The organism is Streptomyces sp. WAC05374, from assembly GCF_004353505.1.
Classification (GTDB): Bacteria; Actinomycetota; Actinomycetes; order Streptomycetales; family Streptomycetaceae; genus Streptomyces.
In genome coordinates this window covers 422,697-442,309 of sequence record NZ_SMNQ01000001.1, presented here as the reverse complement: position 1 = coordinate 442,309, position 19,613 = coordinate 422,697, and the positions used below count along the sequence as shown (strand labels likewise).

The 19,613-nt window shown below is 74.1% G+C and carries 18 protein-coding genes and 2 pseudogenes; 5 read left to right on the top strand and 15 right to left on the bottom strand.

What is annotated here, in order from left to right:
* Positions 1-19: 19 nt before the first annotated feature.
* Entirely contained in the window at positions 20-715 is a 696-nt protein-coding gene (locus E2B92_RS02070; protein WP_133087364.1) for an HAD family acid phosphatase, read from the bottom strand.
* 159 nt (positions 716-874) lie between these two features.
* Here E2B92_RS02070 and E2B92_RS02065 point away from each other — a divergent pair, with 159 nt between their 5' ends.
* A complete protein-coding gene (locus E2B92_RS02065) occupies positions 875-1,822 on the top strand; it encodes a GNAT family N-acetyltransferase (RefSeq protein ID WP_126888298.1) in 948 nt (315 codons plus the stop codon).
* A gap of 2 nt (positions 1,823-1,824) precedes the next feature.
* Here the strand turns inward: E2B92_RS02065 and E2B92_RS02060 are convergent, their stop codons facing one another.
* A complete protein-coding gene (locus E2B92_RS02060) occupies positions 1,825-2,400 on the bottom strand; it encodes a TetR/AcrR family transcriptional regulator (RefSeq protein ID WP_126888297.1) in 576 nt (191 codons plus the stop codon).
* A 51-nt stretch (positions 2,401-2,451) separates the two neighbouring features.
* Between E2B92_RS02060 and E2B92_RS02055 the strand changes: the two genes are divergently transcribed.
* Positions 2,452-3,351, top strand: coding sequence for a DUF2867 domain-containing protein (locus E2B92_RS02055; protein ID WP_126888296.1), 900 nt, complete (start codon positions 2,452-2,454; stop codon positions 3,349-3,351).
* Positions 3,352-3,355: 4 nt separating this feature from the next.
* Here E2B92_RS02055 and E2B92_RS33210 read toward each other — a convergent pair.
* Positions 3,356-4,579, bottom strand: a pseudogene (locus E2B92_RS33210) (tannase/feruloyl esterase family alpha/beta hydrolase); the annotation flags it as partial.
* Positions 4,580-5,140: 561 nt separating this feature from the next.
* Positions 5,141-6,142 (bottom strand): annotated as a pseudogene (locus tag E2B92_RS34070) (extracellular catalytic domain type 1 short-chain-length polyhydroxyalkanoate depolymerase); the annotation flags it as partial.
* A 259-nt stretch (positions 6,143-6,401) separates the two neighbouring features.
* On the opposite strand from E2B92_RS34070, the gene E2B92_RS02045 reads away from it, so the two are divergent.
* Complete coding sequence (locus E2B92_RS02045) at positions 6,402-6,593, top strand: hypothetical protein (RefSeq protein ID WP_126888295.1); 192 nt, start codon at positions 6,402-6,404, stop codon at positions 6,591-6,593.
* Positions 6,594-6,689: 96 nt separating this feature from the next.
* Here the strand turns inward: E2B92_RS02045 and E2B92_RS02040 are convergent, their stop codons facing one another.
* The 4 genes from E2B92_RS02040 to E2B92_RS02025 form a co-directional block, all read right to left on the bottom strand.
* Positions 6,690-7,040, bottom strand: coding sequence for a hypothetical protein (locus tag E2B92_RS02040; protein ID WP_235023645.1), 351 nt, complete (start codon positions 7,038-7,040; stop codon positions 6,690-6,692).
* Between the two features lie 57 nt (positions 7,041-7,097).
* A complete protein-coding gene (locus E2B92_RS02035) occupies positions 7,098-8,882 on the bottom strand; it encodes a ThuA domain-containing protein (RefSeq protein ID WP_126888294.1) in 1,785 nt (594 codons plus the stop codon).
* A 19-nt stretch (positions 8,883-8,901) separates the two neighbouring features.
* A complete protein-coding gene (locus E2B92_RS02030; protein ID WP_133087363.1) occupies positions 8,902-11,733 on the bottom strand; it encodes a PQQ-dependent sugar dehydrogenase in 2,832 nt (943 codons plus the stop codon).
* A gap of 263 nt (positions 11,734-11,996) precedes the next feature.
* Positions 11,997-12,914 carry a S1 family peptidase gene (locus tag E2B92_RS02025; RefSeq protein WP_126888292.1) on the bottom strand — a complete coding sequence of 306 codons (918 nt, stop codon included), beginning with the start codon at positions 12,912-12,914 and terminating at the stop codon, positions 11,997-11,999.
* 892 nt (positions 12,915-13,806) lie between these two features.
* Between E2B92_RS02025 and E2B92_RS02020 the strand changes: the two genes are divergently transcribed.
* Both E2B92_RS02020 and E2B92_RS02015 read left to right on the top strand, forming a co-directional pair.
* Positions 13,807-14,001 carry a hypothetical protein gene (locus E2B92_RS02020; RefSeq protein ID WP_126889654.1) on the top strand — a complete coding sequence of 65 codons (195 nt, stop codon included), beginning with the start codon at positions 13,807-13,809 and terminating at the stop codon, positions 13,999-14,001.
* A gap of 384 nt (positions 14,002-14,385) precedes the next feature.
* Positions 14,386-14,925: a hypothetical protein gene (locus tag E2B92_RS02015; protein ID WP_126885502.1), complete on the top strand. Its 540-nt coding sequence runs from the start codon at positions 14,386-14,388 to the stop codon at positions 14,923-14,925.
* A gap of 10 nt (positions 14,926-14,935) precedes the next feature.
* Here the strand turns inward: E2B92_RS02015 and E2B92_RS02010 are convergent, their stop codons facing one another.
* The 7 genes from E2B92_RS02010 to E2B92_RS01980 all read right to left on the bottom strand — a co-directional run bounded on the left by E2B92_RS02010 (position 14,936) and on the right by E2B92_RS01980 (position 19,499).
* Entirely contained in the window at positions 14,936-16,198 is a 1,263-nt protein-coding gene (locus E2B92_RS02010) for a PP2C family protein-serine/threonine phosphatase (RefSeq protein ID WP_399431605.1), read from the bottom strand.
* 61 nt (positions 16,199-16,259) lie between these two features.
* Positions 16,260-16,643: a hypothetical protein gene (locus tag E2B92_RS02005; protein WP_126885501.1), complete on the bottom strand. Its 384-nt coding sequence runs from the start codon at positions 16,641-16,643 to the stop codon at positions 16,260-16,262.
* 63 nt (positions 16,644-16,706) lie between these two features.
* Positions 16,707-17,081 carry a fluoride efflux transporter CrcB gene (crcB, locus tag E2B92_RS02000; protein WP_126885500.1) on the bottom strand — a complete coding sequence of 125 codons (375 nt, stop codon included), beginning with the start codon at positions 17,079-17,081 and terminating at the stop codon, positions 16,707-16,709.
* The gene (locus tag E2B92_RS01995) at positions 17,078-17,431 is read right to left on the bottom strand and encodes a DUF190 domain-containing protein (protein WP_126885499.1); all 354 of its coding nucleotides are present in this window, start codon (positions 17,429-17,431) and stop codon (positions 17,078-17,080) included. Before E2B92_RS01995 ends, crcB begins: the two co-directional genes overlap by 4 nt.
* Positions 17,428-17,838, bottom strand: coding sequence for a FluC/FEX family fluoride channel (locus tag E2B92_RS01990; protein ID WP_126885498.1), 411 nt, complete (start codon positions 17,836-17,838; stop codon positions 17,428-17,430). The genes E2B92_RS01995 and E2B92_RS01990 overlap by 4 nt, the downstream gene beginning before the upstream one ends.
* Positions 17,839-17,859: 21 nt before the next feature.
* A complete protein-coding gene (locus E2B92_RS01985) occupies positions 17,860-18,132 on the bottom strand; it encodes a hypothetical protein (protein ID WP_126885497.1) in 273 nt (90 codons plus the stop codon).
* 71 nt (positions 18,133-18,203) lie between these two features.
* Complete coding sequence (locus tag E2B92_RS01980; RefSeq protein ID WP_235023644.1) at positions 18,204-19,499, bottom strand: vanadium-dependent haloperoxidase; 1,296 nt, start codon at positions 19,497-19,499, stop codon at positions 18,204-18,206.
* Positions 19,500-19,613: the final 114 nt, after the last annotated feature.

Genomic DNA, 19,613 nt, shown 5'->3' with positions numbered 1-19,613 from the left:
CCTGCCGCGGGTGCGGGGGCTACGACAGCTTGCCGTCGTAGTCGGGCAGCTTGAACGTCCGCTCGGCGTGGCCGCCGACCAGGTCGGTGGGCCGGTTGCCGATGTTGGCGATGATCGTGTAGCCCTTGGCCTCGATCTCGGCGCGCTTGGCCGTCTTGTACGCGCTCACCTCGTCGAACAGGTCCGGCAGGTCACGCACGTACAGGCCGTCGACGGGGTAGCCGGCCGCCCGCAGGTTGTACGCGGTGGGCGCGTGGAGGATGCCGGGGCGGGCGGTGACGAAGAAGACGTCCACGCCGCGCGAGTCGGCGTAGCGGGCCAGGTCCAGCACGGGCCGGACGGCCGGCGTGGGGAACTCCCAGAAGTAGTGGAAGTCGGTCTCCAGCGAGGTGTTGTCGATGTCGAGCACCACGGCGAGCCGCTGCCCGGAGGAGGACGCGGTGCGCTGCTCGATGTAGGGGCGGGCCTGGGTGAGGGCGGAGGCGACGTCGCGCTGCCAGGTCGCGTAGTCGACTCCGGCGAGGCGGGCGCCGGTGGTCTGGGTCGCGGCGCGTGGCGGGACGGGGGCGGAGACAGCGGCGGGGGCAGGGGCGGAGGCGGCGGCCGTGGCCGGTGCGGCGCCGGCCGGTGCGGCGGTGGTGGCCGTGGTCGCCGTGGTGACGGCGAGGGCGGCGAGGGTGAGGGCCGCTCGGGTTCTCCATCGCGCTGCATGCATGGGCGTTCAACTCCTGTGGGGGTGGCGGTCGGTGAATGCGTTGGCATGCTCGCGTTCAATGATGGACGGAATGAGACGTTCCATCTACTGGTCGGTAGCCATTTGATGGTTCGTGAAATCCGTTTGCGCCGCGGGCCACCCGGCACGGACAGTGGCCCGATGCAGACGGGACCCATACCGACCGTCCGGGCCGCCCGGATGGAAGACGCGCCGCACATCTGCGAGCTGCTCAACACCATCGACACGATCGAGATCGGCGCCCCCGAGACCGATCTGCACTCCGTCGAGGCCGACCTCACCCACCCGGAGGCGGACCTCGCCCAGGACTCCTGGCTGGCCTTCGAGGACGGCCGGCTCGTCGCCTACGCGCTGGTCTGGTGCGAATCGGGCGGTGAACGCGTCGACATGGACCACTACGTCCTGCCCGGCCACCAGGCCGCCGGCGAGCGGCTGCTGGAGGCCGCCGAGGAGCGGTGCCGGAGCGTGGCGCGCGGGAACGGGGCCACCCGGGCCGTGGTCCACCTCCACCTCAACCAGCGGCCCACCACCGACACCGCCATCCTCACCCGGCGCGGCTGGCGCACCGTACGGCGCTACCAGGTGATGGTCCGCGACCTGACGCCCCACCAGGAACCGCTGCCCGAGCCGCCGCCCGGAGTGACCCTGAGCGCGTGCACCGACGAGGCGGGCCGGCGGCGCGCCCACGCCCTGGTCCAGGAGACCTTCGCCGAGCACTTCGACCACCAGCCGCGCACCTACGAGCAGTGGCTCGACGACATCGACGCCGCCCGTCTGGACTGGTCCCTCGTCTGGGTCGCCGCCGTCGAGGGCGCCGGCGACGCCGCCGTGCTCGTCTCGCGCAACGACCGCTCCGGCATGGGCTGGATCGGACGGCTGGGTGTCGTCAAGGACATGCGCGGACGGGGTCTCGGCGGCCACCTGCTGCGCCACGCCTTCGCCGTGTACGCGGGCCTCGGCCGCGACACGCTCGGGCTCGGGGTCGACACCCTCAACGAGAGCGGCGCCCTGCGGCTCTACGAGGCGCACGGCATGCGGCTGCACTACGCCGTGGACACCTGGGAGGTCACGCTCCCCGCCGGCACCTGACGTCAGGGACGCAGCAGGGCGTCCAGGACCGACTCCAGATAGGCCGGGTCCGCCGGGAGCGCGTCCGGCACCGCGTGGACGAGCTGGGTGTGGCCCAGGTACGTCGTGTACGCCATGAGCCCGCGCCGGGCCGCCGCCGCGGGCGGGAAGCCCAGCTCCTCGAAGAGGCGGGCGACGTAGCCGATCCGGCGATCCGTCACCCGCCGCAGCACCCCGGCCACACCGGGGTGGCCGGCATCGGCCAGGAGCGAGACCTCCAGGGGGTCGTCCACGGCCTCCCCCATGACCGTCCGGAAGAGCGAGCGCAGCCGGGTCTCGGGGTCCGGCTCCCGTTCGACGGCCTGGATGATCCGCTCCGTGTGGACCTCCTCCCACCGCTCCAGTGCCGCCGCCACGAGGGCGTCGCGGCCGGTGAAGTGCCAGTAGAAGCTGCCCTTCGTGGTGCCCAGCCGGGCGGCCAGCGGCTCGACCGCCACGGCCGCCAGGCCGCCTCCCTCCGCCATGGCCGTCAGGGCCGCGTCGGCCCAATCCAGGGCCGTGAGGCGCTTGCGGGCGCCGGCCGGTCGTTCGCGCGTCATGACCGTACGGTAGCGTATGGAGAAACATACGCTCCCGTATGGAGGTGCGGCATGCGCACGGTCCGCAATGTCCACGCACGCGTCATCGAGGCCCCCGCCGAGCAGGTGGGCGCCCTGCTCGACCGGATCGCCGGCGACGACGACCCGCTCTTCCCCACCCCCGCCTGGACGCCCGTCCGGTTCGACCGGCCCCTCGGTGTCGGCGCCGACGGCGGCCACGGCGGCGTCCGCTACCGGGTCACCGCGTACACCCCGGGCCGCGGCATCCGGTTCGACTTCGCGCCGCCCTCCACCGGTCACCACCGGCTGGACGTCGAACCCCTCGGCCCCGGCCGCTGCCGGCTGGTCCACACCCTGGAGGAGCGGCAGGGGCCCGGCCAGGCGCTGCTCTGGTCGCTGTTCATACGCCCCCTGCACGACTCGGTGATCGAGGAACTCCTCGACAACGCCGAACGCGCCACCTCCGGAACCACCGCGGGCCGCCCCGTCACCCGCTCGCCCTGGGTACGGCTCCTGCACCGCCTCGAACACGCCCGGCCCGCCGCCACCCCGGTGCCCGCCGCCGCGCGGCTCGCCCGCGCCGCCTTCGACCGCCCCGACTTCACCGACGCCTGGCGCATGCCGCTCGCCCCCGGCATGGACCGCGACCCGCGCGCCTGGCGCGGCGTCCTGCCCTTCCCCGTCAACGCGGTGGAGGGCGGCGAACTCCTCCTCGGCCAGGACGCCGCCCACCTCGACTTCCGCGCCTCCCTCCTGGTGGAGGACCACTCCGTCACCCTCAGCACCGTGGTCAGGACGCACAACAGGCTCGGCCGGCTGTACTTCGGCGCCGTCCGCCACGTCCACCCGTACATGGCCCGGATGATGCTCCGGCGCACCTACCGCAGAATCGCCCTCGCCGCCCCGACGGCCGGCGAACGGCACTGGGCGCGCGAGGCCGCCCGGCGCTGAGCGGTCAGAGCCGGCACCCGGCCAGCAGCGCCGCCGGGTCCGCCCCGGCCGGCACGGGCACCGTCCGTCCGGCCGGCGGCCGCTCGCCGCGCCCCACCCAGCCCTCCAGGGCCGTGAACGCCGAGCGGTGGCACGGCACCAGGGGCCGCAACCGGTCCGGGAAGGCGTCGACCAGGGCGTCGGTGTGGGTGCCGCCCTCGACACGGTAGTAGCGGTGCAGCCCGCCGCGCCCGGCCTCGCGCACCATCCGGGCGTACACGTCGGAGCCCCGCGCGATGGGTAGCAGCACGTCCAGCGTGCCGTGCACCGTGATCAGCGGCTTGCCGATGCGGCCCGTGAGGGCGATGCCGCCGACGGCGTCCCGGACCTCCGCCGGCCGGGCGCCGTAGTCGTAGTCCGCGTCCGCCCCCGCGTAGCCCGGGTCCAGCTCCTCGCGGTAGAGGCGCTGCGTCAGACCCCAGTAGTACGTGTGGTGGTACGGCCACAGGAACTCGGACCCGGCCGGGTAGCCCGCCGCGTGCATCGCCCCGCGCGCCGCACCGGCGGCCGGGCCGCCCGCCGCGTACACCGGGTAGTGGCGCAGCGCCGGCGGCAGGAAGGTGAGAAGGTTCGGGCCGTCCGCGCGCCACAGGGTGCCTTCCCAGTCCACGCCGCCGTCGTACAGCTCCGGATGGTTCTCCAGTTGCCAGCGCACCAGGTAGCCGCCGTTGGACATCCCGGTCGCGAGGACACGGGCGGGTGGCCGGTGGTAGCGCTGGGCCACCACCGCGCGGGCGGCGCGGGTGAGCTGGGTCAGCCGGGTGTTCCACTCCGCGACGGCGTCGCCGGGCACGCGCCCGTCGCGCGGGAAGGACGTGCCGGTGTTGCCCTTGTCCGTGGCGGCGAAGGCGTACCCGCGCGCCAGCACCCAGTCGCCGATGGCCCGGTCGTTGGCGTACTGCTCACGGTTGCCGGGAGTCCCGGAGACGACCAGGCCGCCGTTCCACCGGTCGGGCAGCCGGATGACGAACTGCGCGTCGTGGTTCCAGCCGTGGTTGGTGTTCGTCCGGGAGGTGTCGGGGAAGTACCCGTCGATCTGAACGCCGGGCACGCCGCCGGGCGTCGGCAGGTCCTTGGGCGTCAGGCCCGCCCAGTCCGCCGGGTCGGTGTGCCCGGACGCCACGGTCCCCGCGGTCGTCAGCTCCGCCAGGCACGCCCCCCGCTGGTGCTCGGCGCCCGGCACGCGGGGAACGGCACAGCCTCGGGCGGCGGTGGCGCGAGTGGTGGACGTGACGGCCGCGGCGGCGGTGGCGGGGTCGCAGCCGTCGTCGGCGAGCGTGTAGTGGCCGGCGGGGGACTCCCTGAGGGTGTGGGTGACGAAGGTGTTGTACAGGCCCATCGCCTGGTTCGAGCCCTTGGCGTACGTGTGGCCGCCGCTCGTGGTCGCCCGCCCCGCCCGCACGTGCTCGTAGTTGCTGCTCGTCCAGCAGGCGGCCGGGACACCGCCCGGGGTGCGTGCGGTGACCGTCCCGGACAGGGCGCCGGACCGGCCGTCCGCGTCACGGGCGGCGACTGCGTAGGTGTGGGCGGAACCGGGCGCCAGCCCCGTGTCGGTGAACGGGGGCGCGGAGGGCGTCGCCACCGGCGCCCCGTCGCGGTGGACCGTGTAGCCGGCCGCGCCCGGCACGGCCGCCCAGTCGAGCGTGACCGACGTCTCCGTGACGCCCGTCGCGGCCAGCCCGGCGGGCGCGGGCAGACCGCCCGTGCCCGGCGGGCCTCCGGCGCCGTGCAGCCCGAAGAAGCCGGTGATCCAGTGGCTGGAGCAGATCGTGTCGAGGAAGTACGCGCCCGCGGCACCGCACTGCGAGGGCCCCGTGCCGGGGTCGACCGGCGTTCCGTGGCCCATGCCCGGTACGCGGTCGACCTCCACGGCGACCGTCCCGTCCCCGGCGACGTACTGCTCCTGGCGGGTGGAATTGGGGCCGATCAGCTCGGTGCGGGTCGGCGTCTGCGACAGGCCGTGCAGCGCCGTCCACTGGTCGCGCAGCTCGTCGGCGTTGCGCGGCACCACCGTGGTGTCCCGGTCACCGTGCCAGATCGCCACCCTCGGCCACGGTCCCGTCCACGAAGGGTGGGCGGCCCGCACCCGCCGTGCCCACTCGGCAGGGGTCAGGTCCACACCCGGGTTCATGCAGGAGTACGCGGCGGCGGTGTCCCTGGCGCAGTCGTACGGCAGCCCCGCGACCACGGCGCCCGAGGCGAAGACGTCCGGGTAGGCGGCGAGCATCACGGAGGTCATCGCACCCCCGGCGGACAGGCCCGTCACATGGACCCGCCGCGCGTCCGCCCCGTAGGACGACACCGCGTGCGCCACCATCTGCCGGATCGACGCCGCCTCGCCCTGGCCCCGGCGGCTGTCCGGCGTCAGGAACCAGTTGAAGCACCTGCTGGGGTTGTTCGACGTGCTCTGCTCGGCCAGGACCAGCAGGAAACCGTGCCGGTCGGCGTACCGCGGCAGGCCGGAGCCGTCCGCGTAGCCCTGCGCGTTCTGCGTGCACCCGTGCAGCGCGACCACCACGGGCGCCCCGGCGGGCAGGGACGCGGGGCGGTACACGTACATGGCCAGGGCGCCGGGGTTCGCCCCGAAGGCGGTGACCCGTGTGAGGCCCACGGCGGCGCGGGCGGCGGGCACGGGTCCGGTGAGGGCGGCGACGGCCGCCAGGATCAGGACGGTCAGGACGGCGAGCAGTCCGTGTGGACGCGACGGGGCGTCGCCTCCGAACGGCGTACGGCGGATGAAGGAGGGGGGCATCACGGCTCCTCGGTGGTTTTCCGCACCGTAGGACCGACGGGATACCGGCCGGTATGGCAGCGAGCACCACAGTGACCCGCACGGTGGGCGGAGGCCGGGGGATTGCGCCCCGCCCGGGCACCTGTTAGGGCGTGTCCTGCCTCCGGCCGCCCGGGGACGGGCTGCGCGCACCGGGCCCGATCATGCCCCGTACACTCGTCCACCGCTGCCCGCAGCGGCGGTGAGCGATCAACAGACGGCTTCGGAAAGGTATTTCGACATGGACTCCGCCGTGCGAGGCGACGCGCCCATCTATGACAGCCTCATCGACGAGCGGGGTGACGTCCCCGCCGACGTCCGCCGGGTGGCCGAGGAGACGCTCCGGCAGCTCACGCGCGCGCTCGACTTCGGTGCCGTGGGGCGCTCGCCGGGGTACCCGGGCATGGGTTTCCCGCCCCCGGCGTCGATATGAGCCGTGCGGGCACGCGCTGACGCCCCACGGCCGCCGGTGACCCCTCAGCACCCCGTGCCGCACGGGCGCGCGCACCGCACGCCTCAGGACCGCGCCTCAGGGCTGCTCGTCCACGAGCCCGCACACCCACGCCAGCACGTCGTGGACGCCACGGACGTGGGCCGCGCGCTCGGGACCCTCGGTCGGGTCGCCGAGCTGCACCACGGCGGCGTCCAGCTCGGCCGTGAGGAGCTGGCTGGACGGAACGCCACCGCCGGCGGAGGCGCCCGTCACCGGTGCCGCGGCGGCCCGCCCGAGAACCCACCGGTAGGCCGCCACGGCGCCCAGCGAGAACGGCGTGCCCAGGCCGGGCGCGGCCGCCTTGTGCTCCAGCCGCTGGTACGCCGCCTCGACCTGGGTACGGGGCTTGGTGCCGATCAGCACATTCTGGTTACGTTCGGAATCCACTGCCATACGTATACGTCTGACCGCAGCGGCCCGAGCGATGCCCCGAAATGTCGATTTTCAGGGCAGGGTCCATTTCTGGTTGGGTCCGGTGTGGCAGGTCCACAGGTGCAGGCGGGTGCCGTCGTTCCAGGTGGCGCCTTCGGCGTCGAGGCATTTGCCGGACGCGGGGTTGCGCAGGGTGCCGTCGGTGTGGGGCTGCCATTGCTGGGCTCCGGTGCCGTTGCAGGTCCAGAGCTGGATCTTCGTGCCGTCGGTGGTGCCGGCGGCGCTGACGTCCAGGCATTTGCCGAGTGCCCGCAGGGTGCCGTCGCCGGGGACGGTCCATGTCTGGGCGGCGGTGGTGTTGCAGGTCCAGAGCTGGATCCGGGTGCCGTCGGCGCTCGCGCCGCCCGCGACGTCGGCGCACTTGCCGTTCACGCCCTTCACCGGCCCCGTCCGCGGACCCGGCGGCGGGGTGCCGCCGGACGTCCTGATCCGGACGTTGCGGAACGACACCTGGTCGCCGTCACCGTGGTTCTGGAGCCCGACGTACCCCTGCGCGAGGCTGCGCGCGGGGTCGGTGTTGGTGAAGTCGTTGATCTTGCGTCCGTTGAGGAAGACCTCCAGACGCTCGCCCGTCACCCGGATCTCGTACGTGTTCCACTCGCCCGGCGGGTTCAGCGCGGCGTCGCGTGCGGCCGTGTCGGCCGACTTGAAGCCGTACACGGCGCCCGTCGTGCGGTCCGCGGCGTCCGTGGCGTCGATCTGGATCTCGTACCCGTTGTTCACCGCCGACCAGGGGTCGTCGGACGCGGGGAAGCCGATGAGGACGCCGGAATTGTCGTCCCCGTCCATCCGCCAGTCCAGCTTCAGCGAGTAGTCACCGGTGAACTCCCTGCCCGCGTACCACAGCATCCCCAGGCCGCCCTGGGACGTGAGCGTGCCGTCGCCGAGGGTGAACGAGCCGGGGCCCGCCTGCCTCCAGCCCGCCGTGCCCGAACCGTCGAACAGCGGCACGTACCCCGTCTCGGGACGGCAGTCCGCCTCCGTCATCCCCGCCGCCCAGCGGATGCCGCCGAGCAGGTGGCGCCGGAAGGCGGGATCCGTGAACGACTCGTCCGTGTGGCCGCCGCCCGTGTAGAAGGCGCGGCCGCCCTGGTAGTCCTTGCACCAGGCGATCGGGTGGTCCCCGGACATGTTCCCGCCCGTGTAGCTGGACTCGTCGAGCGAGGCCAGGACGTGCGCGGCGGAACGCGGGTTGGAGCGGTAGTTGTACCACTCGTCGAACCGCTGCCAGGTGCGGCCCAGGTGCGCCGTGGCGTCATGTGCCCGGTCCTCCACCCGGAGCGTCGCCGTCTGGTTGTGCGGATGGGAGTGGAACAGCGCCCCGGCGAGCCCGGCGTAGAACGGCCAGTCGTACTCGGTGTCGGCGGCCGCGTGCACCCCGACGTAGCCGCCACCGGCCCTGACGTACTGCTCGAACGCGGTCTGCTGCGCCGCGTTCAGCACGTCCCCGGTGGTGGAGAGGAAGACGACGGCCTTGTACCGCGCGAGGTTGCCGGCCGTGAACGCCTGGGCGTCCTCGGTCGCGTCCACCGTGACGTTGTTGCCGCTCCCGAGCTCGCGCAGCGCGGCCAGCCCGTCGTCGATGGACGAGTGGCGGAAGCCCGCCGTCTTGGAGAACGCGAGGATCCGGTACGCGGGGTCCGCGGCGGCCCGCGCCGTCTCGGGAGCCGCTTCCCGCACGGAAGCCCGGGGCGGGGCGGCCGGCTGGTGGCCGAGGGCCTGGGCCGCCGGAAGGGCCGACACGCACAGCAGCGCGGCCGCGAGCCGGCACCCGGCCCTGGTGAGAGTGGTGCGCATGGTTTCGCCTCCTCTCCTGCTACGGCAGGGTCCATTTCTGGTTGGGTCCGGTGTGGCAGGTCCACAGGTGCAGGCGGGTGCCGTCGTTCCAGGTGGCGCCTTCGGCGTCGAGGCATTTGCCGGACGCGGGGTTGCGCAGGGTGCCGTCGGTGTGGGGCTGCCATTGCTGGGCTCCGGTGCCGTTGCAGGTCCAGAGCTGGATCTTCGTGCCGTCGGTGGTGCCGGCGGCGCTGACGTCCAGGCATTTGCCGAGTGCCCGCAGGGTGCCGTCGCCGGGGACGGTCCATGTCTGGGCGGCGGTGGTGTTGCAGGTCCAGAGCTGGATCCGGGTGCCGTCGGCGCTCGCGCCGCCCGCGACGTCGGCGCACTTGCCGTTCACGCCCTTCACCGGCCCCGTCCGCGGACCCGCGGCCCCGGTGGTGAGGCGGAAGTCGTCCACGTCGAACAGCGCGCCCGCGCCTCCCTTGAAGACGAGGTACAGCGCCGTCGTCCCGGCGGGCCGGTTGGTCAGCGCGGTCGAGACGTCCTGGAAGGTCTCCCAGCCGCCCGTCACCGGCACGGTCGCCGTGCCGAGCAGGGTCCCGGTGGGTGAGCCCGCCCGTACCTCCAGGGTGCCGCCGATGCCGCCGGAGGCGACGCGGGCGGTGAAGCGGGTGGCGTCATCGAGCGCGTACGGGGTGAAGGAGATCCAGTCCCCGTTGTCGATGTGCCCGACCGTCCTCCCGCCGTGCGCGGGGGTGTGGCTGACGACCTGGACGCCCGAGGAGCCGCCGTAGTGCTCGGCCTGCCGGTGGCTGGGCTGGCTGATGTTCTGGTCGTGCGTCGTGAGCGCCGGCTGGCCGTTCGCGCCCTTGTCGGTGTACTCCGCGTCCCAGACGCCGAAGATGTTGGCGTTCGGGTCGTGCTCGCCGTCCGCGATGGTCTGCACGGTGCCCGAGCAGCCGGTGGCGGAGGTCTGCGGGTGGCCGTGGCTGTCGTGCCCGATGATGAACGTGACCTTCACCCTGGCGCAGTCGACGGTGCCGTCCTCCGGGTCGGTGACGGTGACCTTGAACGGGACGGCCGCGCCCGGGTCGATGATCCGGCCCTCGGCCGGCAGCTCCAGCCTGACGGTCGGCGCCGTGTTGCCGACCGTCACCTGGACCGAGGCGGTGGCGCTGCGGCCGGTGCCGTCGGAGACGGTGAGGGTGGCGGTGTACTGCCCGTTGGCCGTGTAGGTGTGGGAGGGGTTCGCGGCGGTGGAGCCGGCGCCGTCGCCGAACCTCCAGGCGTACGTCAGCGGGTCGCCGTCCGGGTCGGAGCTGCCCGCCGAGGAGAAGGCCACGGCGAGCGGCGCCTGCCCCGAGGTGCGGTTCGCCGACGCCTGGGCGACCGGGGAGCGGCCGGCGGTGACGTGCTCGATGCGGTACAGGGCCGAGTTGGCGTCCCCGTTGAAGTAGCCGGTGCCGTAGTCCAGGACGTACAGCGCCCCGTCCGGGCCGAAGGCCATGTCCATCACCTGGGTGCCGGCCCAGGGGAAGGCGTTGATGGACTGGACGGTGCCGTCGGCGCCCTGGGCGATGCGCTTGATCCACTTGCGGCCGAACTCGCCGGCGAAGAAGTTCCCGTCGTAGCTCTGCGGGAACTTGACGGACGAGGTGGAGGCCGCGTCATAGCGGTAGACGGGCCCGCCCATGGGCGACTCCGAGCCGCTGCCGAACTCGGGCACCGAACCGCCGTCGTACGGTATCCAGGCGGGCTGGGCGGGCGGCAGGTCGGTCAGGCCGGTGTTGCGGGGCGAGGTGTTGCGCGGAGCGGCGCAGGTGAACCTCGCGCCGGTCGCGCCGGTGGCGAAGTCGTGGTCGACGTAGGCGTCGTTCTTCCCCGTGCAGTACGGCCAGCCGAAGTTGCCCGCCTTGGTGATGCGGTTGAACTCGACCTGGCCGGCCGGGCCCCGGGTGGGGCTCGCGGTGCCCGCGTCGGGGCCGTAGTCACCGACGTACACGATGCCCGTGGGCTTGTCGACGCTCATCCGGAAGGGGTTGCGAAAGCCCATGGCGTAGATCTCGGGGCGGGTCCTGGCGGTGCCGGGGGCGAAGAGGTTGCCGGTGGGGATGGAGTACGAGCCGTCCGCGTTGACCTTGATCCGCAGCACCTTGCCGCGCAGGTCGTTGGTGTTGCCCGCCGAACGCTGGGCGTCGTAGGCAGGGTTGCGGGAGGCGCGCTCGTCGATCGGCGTGTACCCGTCCGAGGCGAAGGGGTTGGAGTCGTCGCCGGTCGACAGGTACAGATTGCCCTGGGCGTCGAAGTCGATGTCCCCGCCCACGTGGCAGCAGATCCCGCGCGAGGCGGGTACGTCGAGGATCTTCTTCTCGCTCGCGGCGTCGAGGGTGCCGTCCGTGCGCAGGACGAAGCGCGAGAGGCGGTTCACGCCGTCGAAGGGGGCGAAGTCGGCGGCCGTGCCGTCGCCGGGCGCGTCACCGGCGGGGGTGGACAGCCTGGGCGCGTAGTACAGGTAGACGTGCCGGTTCGAGGTGAAGCCCGGGTCGACGCCCACGCCTTGGAGGCCCTCCTCGTCGTGGGAGTAGACGTCGAGCTTCCCCGACACCTTGGTCGTGCCGGCGGCGTCGGTGAGCCGCAGGGTGCCGTCGCGCGAGGTGTGCAGGACGGAGCGGTCGGGGAGAACCGCCATCGTCATGGGCTCGCCGGTCTCCGCCACGCCCTTGGCGAGGGTGACCTGCTGGAACTCCTCCGCCGCCGCTTCCACCGCGGTGGCTGTGGCGGAGGCCGGGGCGAGGAACGCCGCGGCGAGTACCGCGGCGAGCAGGCAGGCGGGCCCCCGACGACGGGGCCGTTGTGGTCGTGTGCGCACAGGAGTCTCCCGGAAACGGTGGGGGTGACCCGGCGGTCCGGGCGGTGGACCGCAGGGGGGAGCACAGGCGCGCGCCGTCGCGCCGGAAGGTCACCGGTCAGGCTCATGACCGGTTCATTTCAAGGAAGTTAGCGGGCTTGGTCCGGTCGCGTAACCCCTTTCGCGGCGGCTTTCGCAACTTCTTCCTCGGTCAGGACAAAGAACCGGCGGCCCGCCCTGCAGGGGGCGGACCGCCGGTGGGAGGAGAGCGGTGGAGCCGTTGATCAGAAGACGCTCACGCCGTACGCGCTCAGCGCCTCGGTGACGGGCTGGAAGAACGTGGTGCCGCCGCTGGAGCAGTTGCCGCTGCCGCCGGAGGTCAGGCCGAGCGCGGTGCTCCCCGAGAACAGCGCGCCGCCGCTGTCGCCGGGCTCGGCGCAGACGTTGGTCTGGATCATGCCGTAGACGACGTCGCCGTTGCCGTAGTTGACGGTCGCGTTCAGGCCGGTGACCGTGCCGCCGCGCAGGCCGGTGGTGCTGCCGCTGCGCTGGACGGACTGGCCGACGTACGCGTTGCCGGCGCCGGTGATGTCGCGGTAGCTGCCGTTGTACAGGTACACGCGGCCGTCCGCCGCCGAGGCGTTGGAGTGGCGGATGATGCCGTAGTCGTTGTTCGGGAAGCTGGAGCCGGTACGGGTGCCGAGCAGCGTCGTGTTCGACGAGTTGGTGTACCAGGTGCTGCCGATGTTGGTGCAGTGACCGGCGGTCAGGGCGTAGTACGTGCTGCCGCTGCGGACGTTGAAGCCGAGCGAGCAGCGTCCGCCGCCCGCGTAGATGGCCTGGCCGCCCGCGATCAGCTTGGAGAACGTGCCCGGGGTGCGCTTGATCTCGAGGGCGCCGGCGCGGCTGCCCGCGGCCTCCTTGATCTTGGCGAGCTCGGCGGCCGAGACCGTGGAGTCCGCCGTGACGACGAGCTTGCCGGTCTTGGCGTCCGTGTACCAGGCGGTGCCCGGCACGTCGGCGGTCAGGACCGCGTCGCTCGCCTGGGCGAGCTGGGCGGCGGTGGCCCGGCCGCCGTCGAGCGGCGCGGCGCCGGCGCTCGGGGCCGCAAGCGCGGAGGCGGCCAGGAGAGCGGCGGCGACGGCGGTCAGCCGCGCGCCTCTCGCGATGCCGCCGAGGGGGGTGAAGCGCTTGAAGTTCACTGCATCCTCCGGTGGGGGATCCGTGGCCCGCTGGGTGGGCGGGCCCGACAGGCGTCGGCAGGACGGCGTCCGACGGTTGTTTGCCGTCATGTGCCTGTCAAGCCGACGGGAGGAATCCTGGGCTCCGGTCGGGTACCTGGGCAAGATCGCCTTTTGGCCGTGCTACGCGCGTCCGCCGGTCGTGGCTCCCGGGGGCGGGCCGCGGGGGAGCGGTGGGCTCCGGCCGTGGGGCGCTCCGAGCAAAGGCGCGCGATGTTTGCTGATTGTTCGTCAGGTCGCGTCGGTGGCCGCTCGACGGCTCGTTCGGTGACCCGGCCGGCGTCCGGTGAGCCGGGCGGGGCGGGGCGCGGTGGGCGGCTGCCGCGGGGGCCGTTCGGGCTGTTCAGCGTTGAACGGAACGGGAGGGGGGTGCGCACGGCGGGGTCACCGGTGCGGGCCGGGTGGGCCGCCGTCCGCCGGACGCCGGCCGGGCGGCGACCGGGCGTCGGCGTTGCAGTGGCGCCCGCAACCGGACGCCGGTCGGCGGGCGGGTGCCCCTCGGGGGCGGAGGGGCGCGCGCCTCCACCCCCTGAGGGGCACCGGGGAGTCCGTCATGGCCCCCGCCGACGCGCGCGTCACTTCCTTATGCGCCAATCACGCCCGTTCGCCCGGGGTACCGCCGTGTCCGAATCCAGCCCCCTGCGGTGGAGCCCCGCCGGTGGACGCCGGGGTGGTCGGCCTTGGCGAGCCGCAACTGCCGCAGGTGGCCCAGGTCTGTCGTCACGCTCCCATGCCGGCACGCACCACTGACAACGCCCCGGGCTCCGCGGACTCCCACCAGGTGTAAAGGCCCGGCGGTGAGGAAGTCGGGAAACACCGGCGAAGCCGGGTGAAGGAGAGGCGAAGGAGAGAGATGAACCACCGCGATCACAAGCCCGAGACCGCCGCCGACGAGGTCCTGGACGAGTTCGAGGAAGCCGAGCTGCGGCTCGACGACGGGGGCCCGGACGAGCACGACAAGGAAGCGGCGGACACGCTCACGCCCAGTGTGACCGGCCAGGAGTCGGTCCAGAAGGACCGGCACCGCCGGGACGACGACACCGCCTGAGCGCCCCGCCCGCGCCCGGCGCCGTCGGCACCCCGGCGCCGGGCGGCGCGGAGCCCGCCACCCCGGCGCCGAGCGGCACCCGGGACCAGATCCCGTCACCCGTGACCGCCCGCCCCGCGTTCGCGCCATGAGCGCGGCGCACCCCAACTCCCCCGACGCCGGACCCGTTCCGCACCCCCGCCGCGACCCCCGCCGAGACCGTCGTCGCCCACGCCGTCCGACGCCCCCGCACCCCCGCACGGCGCCCGAGCCATGGCCCACGCATACGGCTCCGTACCTGGCCGGACACCCAACGCGACGGGAACGGCCGGTATGCGCCGACGTACGTAACGGGTTGGGCCCGGACCGGTGCGCCGCTCCCGGAAGTGCCGGTACGGTCCGCCCATGGACGACTTCGAGTTGACCACGGGCCTCGACGCATGCGCGCCGCCCGACCAGTTCGTGCGACTCCGGCTGGCCGCCTACGACGCGGCCGCGGACGCGGGCATCTCCTGGTCCCTCAAGGCCCAGCAGCCGCGCCGGGCCGAAGTGCGCATCGCGCGGGAACTGCACCAGGACATCCAGGCGGCCCGGGCCGCGTGGGCCGCTCCCGACACCCCCGACGACCACTGGCCCCAACTCGTCCGCAGGCTGCACAGCCTGCTCCACATCAGCCACCTCATACCCGCCCTGCTGGAGACCAGCACCGGTCAGGACCTCGACCCGGACCTGGTCCAGGCACTGCGGACCGCAGCCGTCATGTGCGGCGGCTTCGACGGGCCGCTGACCGAACTGGAGGAGTCCCTCCGCGACGCCTCGCCCCGGCACCGCCGCGCGCCGGACCTCGACCTCATCGCGGCCGCCTCCCGGCACGCCCTGACCGCCCTGCTGCTCCTGGACAAACAACTGCTGTCGAAGATCGCCGCGCGCGGCGGCACACCGTGAGGACCGCCCCTCACGCCGCCGGTCCCGCCGGATGCCGCTCCGGACGGTGGCGGATGCGCGCGGCCAGCACCGCGACGTCATCCTCCGCGCCGTCCGCGCCCAGCCGGTCGACCACCTGGTCGAGCAGCTCCCGCGGACCGGCCCCCGGTGGGAGGCGCAGCGCGGCCAGGCGGGCCAGCGACACGTCGATGTCCTCGCCGCGCCGCTCCACCAGGCCGTCCGTGAACAGCAACAGCGTGTCCGACGGCGTGAGGTCACGGCCGGTCAGCTCGTAACCCCCCACACCCGTGCCCAGCGGCGGCCCGACCGGCAGGTGCACCAGCTCACCGGTGCCGTCCATGGCGAAGACCGCCGGCGGCAGGTGCCCCGCACTGGCGAACGCCGCCTTGCCGCGCGCCGGATCGACCCGGACCAGCACGCAGGTCGCCGGCCGGCGCCCGGCGTCCTCGGCGACGGCGGCGTCGAGCTGGCGCAGCACCCGGTGCGGGGGCAGATCGGTGGAGGCGACGTACCGGAGCATGGACCGGTAGGCGTTCATGTCGACGGCGGCGTCCAGGCCGTGCCCCATCACGTCGCCCAGCACCAGCAGCGTCCGCCCGTAGTGCAGCCGTACCGTCTCGAACCAGTCGCCCCCGACCAGGGCGCCGCCGCCCGCGGGCAGGTAGCACGTGGCGAGGTCCAGGTTCGGGTGGGGCCGCCCCGGCTCGGCCAGCAGGGCCCGCTGGAGGTTCAGCGCGGTGCTGTGCGTCGCCGTGTGCCGGCGGGCGTGTCCGAGGTGGACGGCCGCGAGGCGGGCCGCGTAGTGCGCGGCGGCCGCATCGTCGTCGCTGAACGGCGCACCCGTGCGGACCGCCAGCAGCACCCCGTACAGGCGGCCCTGCCCCAGCAGCGGTACGGACATGGCGCTCAACGGGACGCCGTCCGACGCGCCGACGGCGTCGGTGATCGGATGCCCCTCGTCCAGAGCGCGCACGAGCAGAGACCCCGCGTCCCCCGCGCGGGCGAGCCCCGGGGCCAGCAGCTCCGCGCGGCCGGCCGTGGCCACGCGCTTCAGCTCCGGCCCGGCCGCGCGCCGCGCGGTTTCGTCGCCCTCCGGCAGCAGGTCCACCGCCGCGGCCTCGCACAGCCGCCCGCACAGGAACCGGGCCAGCTCCACGCACGTCGTCCGCTCGTCCAGGGTGGTGCCGATGGACTCGACGGCCTGCTCCATCGTCCCGAGCCGGGCCACGGCGGGTGCGGCGGTACCACGCGGCAGGTCCGTCAAGGGGACCACCACCCCGCCGGCCGGTTCCGTACCGCTCCGGGAGGCGCCCCGGGCCCTTCGCCGCGGGCCGTCACCGCGACCGCCCCCCGAGCCGCCGCAGCAGCCTGCGCAGCGACCGCCGCAGCCGTCGCACCGGCCGGTACGGCCCCGGGCGTGCGGGGCCTTCCCCGGCGCCGCCCAGCGGAACCTGCGGCATCAGATAGCGCATGCCGCCGGTCTCCAGCACACAGAAGGGCACGCCACCCATCTCGCCGGGGTTGCTGACGATCACGCGCACCGGCCGCGGCGGGTCCCCGGGCAGCTCCGCCGTCACCGCGCCGCCCGCGCGCCGGCCGGAGCCGTACGCCACGACCTTCCCGTCCACCAGGACCTCGAACCGTCCCGAGGCGCCCAGGAACTGGACGGTGACCGAGTGACCGTCCTGATCGACGTGGAAACGGTGACCAAGGGCCATGACACACTTCCCGGGCCGGAACGGGACGCCACAACCCCAGCGTACGTACGCCGCCGCCGGGCCTCAGGCCCAGAGCACTCCGGCCACCAACACTCCGGCGAACACCGCACCCACCCCGGCGGCCACACTGCCGGCCACGTTGGCGGCCGCGTAGAGCCCCGCCCCGCCCTCCACCAGCCGCAGCGTCTCGTACGAGAAGGTCGAGTACGTGGTGAGCGCCCCGCACAGCCCCGTACCGAGCAGCAGCCGCAGCCCCGGCGGAGCGGCCCCCGCGACGACCGCACCCGTCAGCACGCCCAGGACCAGACAGCCCACGACATTGACGGTGAACGTCCCCCACGGGAAGACCGAGTCGTGCCTCGCCTGCACGGCCCGGTCGGTCAGGTACCGCAGCGGTGCCCCGACCGCCGCGCCCACGATCACCCACAGCCAGTTCACCGCGCCCGCTCCCCGCCGGCGTACCGCACGGTCTCGCACGCGTCGAGCACGACCAGCCCGTCCGCGACCAGCCCGTCCAGTCGCGGCAGGAACGCCCGTACGCGCTCCTCGTCGTCCACGATGACGACCGCGACGGGCAGGTCCTCGCTCAGCGACAGCAGCCGAGCCGTATGGACCAGGGACGACGCCCCGAAACCCTCGATGCCCCGGAAGACCGACGCGCCGGCCAGGCCCGCCTCGTGGGCCCGGTGCACGATCTCGCTGTACACCGGTCGGTGCCGCCAGACGTCGTTCTCGCTCACGAAGACGGTCGCCCGCAGCGCCCGGGCGCCGCTCACCGGTCCGGTCATGCCGGCCTCCACGCGCGTACGCGGCGCGTCAGCCACGCCGCCGTTGCCACCGCCACCAGCGCCGTCGCCGGTGTGAGCGCCAGGTACGCCAGCGCTGCCGCGACCCGGTCCCCGGTCAGCAGGTCACGGACGTCCACCGCGTACGCCGAGAACGTGGTGAACCCGCCGAGCACCCCCGTGCCGAGGAAGGGCCGCACCAGCGGGTGGGCCGGCCCGAACTCGGTGATCACCACCATCAGCATGCCCATCAGCGCACAGCCGCCGGCGTTGACGCACAGCGTGGTCCAGGGAAAGCCACCGGCCGCCGTCGGCCACAGCAGCGACGCGCCGTGGCGCGCGCAGGCGCCCAGGGCCCCGCCCGCCGCCACGACCGCCACCACCGGCCCCTGTGCCCGCCACGCCGTCATGAACGACAGCGTACGAGCGCCTTACCGGCCCAGGCCGTCCAGGGGGCGCAGGTCGGCGTCGGTCAGGGTGCGCCCGGCGCTCTGCGGCTCGGGGGCGCCGGTGTTGCCGTAGGACTGCGTCGAGAAGTTGCCGTTCTGCGTGTGCACCTCACGGTCGCCGGCCGCGGCGGCCAGGGGGGCGGAGGCACCGAGAACGGCCGCGGCGAGGCCGGCGGCGGCCAGAACCTTCTTGATCATGGGCTCGTCCTTGTCGTCGGGGGTCACCGGGGCGACCGGATTCCGGAGCTGCGTCATTCCGGACTGCGTAACGGTCGCCCGACGACGGACGTATGCCGCATTCACCCGTTTGCCGGGGCGGGGCGCGGTCAGGGGCGTACCGGCCGGAAGTACCGCTCCAGGGCCCAGGCCGACAGCCGTCGGCCGGCCGCGTTGGCGACGGTGTCGGCGGTCCGGGTGTGGATGCCCGCCCAGACGCGGGCGTCCACCACATCGCGGTGGTAGACGTCCGCGTGGTGGTAGTGCCGGGTCTTCCCGGTGGTCCTGGACAGGATGCGCACGTCGACGCGAGGGCTGCCGGCCAGCCTGGTCAGGGTCGCCATCAGGGCGCCGCCCGCCGCCGCGTGGCCGCTGAGGTAGTCCGGGTGGGCCGGGGTGGTGAGCAGCGGCTCCCAGTGGGCGTCGGGCCGGCTCGCCGGGTCGCCGTCCCGGTCGGCCTCCCGGATGGCGGTGATGGGCCGCCACGTGCCGTAGTGCAGCTTGGCGTCCCACGCGGTGATGACCGCGTCGAGCTGGGTGCTGTTGGCGGCCGCGAACAGCCGGGCCGTGTCGGCGATGTCGAGACGGTGCCGGGCCGCGAGGTCCCCGAGGGCGCCCTGGATGTCGAGGTTGCTGAAGTAGCGCGCGGTGTCGGTCTGCCGGGGAGTGCGGAACGATCCGGTCCGGGCGCCGAACGCCCGCACCTCGGCCAGGTCCCGGGCGTACCGCACGGAGCCGGGACGCGGCGGCGGGCCCGGCCGGAACTGGCTGGGGGAGTGCAGCAGCATCGGGCGCAGCCTGCCCAGCCAGGCGCTGGTGAACGGCTGGTGGGCCGGTGGCGTGGGCCGCCAGACCCCCGGCTCGGGACGCGCCGGGAAGGGCACCGACGCCCCGCGGCCGTCCCCGGCGCGCAGCGCGAGGACGTGGCGGGCGGCGCGCTCCCCGAACGCGACGCCCTCGTCCTCCGCCCGGCCGTCCGGCACCCGCGCCAGGCTCGCCGCCAGCAGCGCGCGCAGTTCCGGGGCCGCCGCGGGGAACCCGGTCCGCAGCACATGGTGCGCCGCCGCCGCGGCCGCGGCCTCGGAGGAGGCCGTACGCGGGCCCCGCACGCGCCAGCGGTACGGCTCGTACCGGCCTTCGACACCCACCACCGCGTTGTAGACGGCCGTGGAGACGAACGTGTGCCAGACCAGCTCCTCCGGGGTGGTCAGCTCGTGCGTCGGGTCGACCGTGCCGGTCACCGCCGCCAGCCACTCGCTCACCACGGCGCCCGAGGGCGGCTCGGCGCCCCGCGCGGGTCCCGCCGTGGCGTGCGGGACGGCCGCCGCCAGCGAGGCCAGCCCGGTCACCGCGGCGACCGCCACGGCGGCCCACCGGGCCGGCCGTTCCGCATTCTTCCGTCGCACAGCGCACTCCTCGTCCGGGAACCCGTTCTACGGAGCTGTTGACGCGGGGGCGGGCGGGTAACCCGCCCGCCCCCGGGCCTGCCCTGACCGGGGCAGCGAGGCCACCCGGACGGA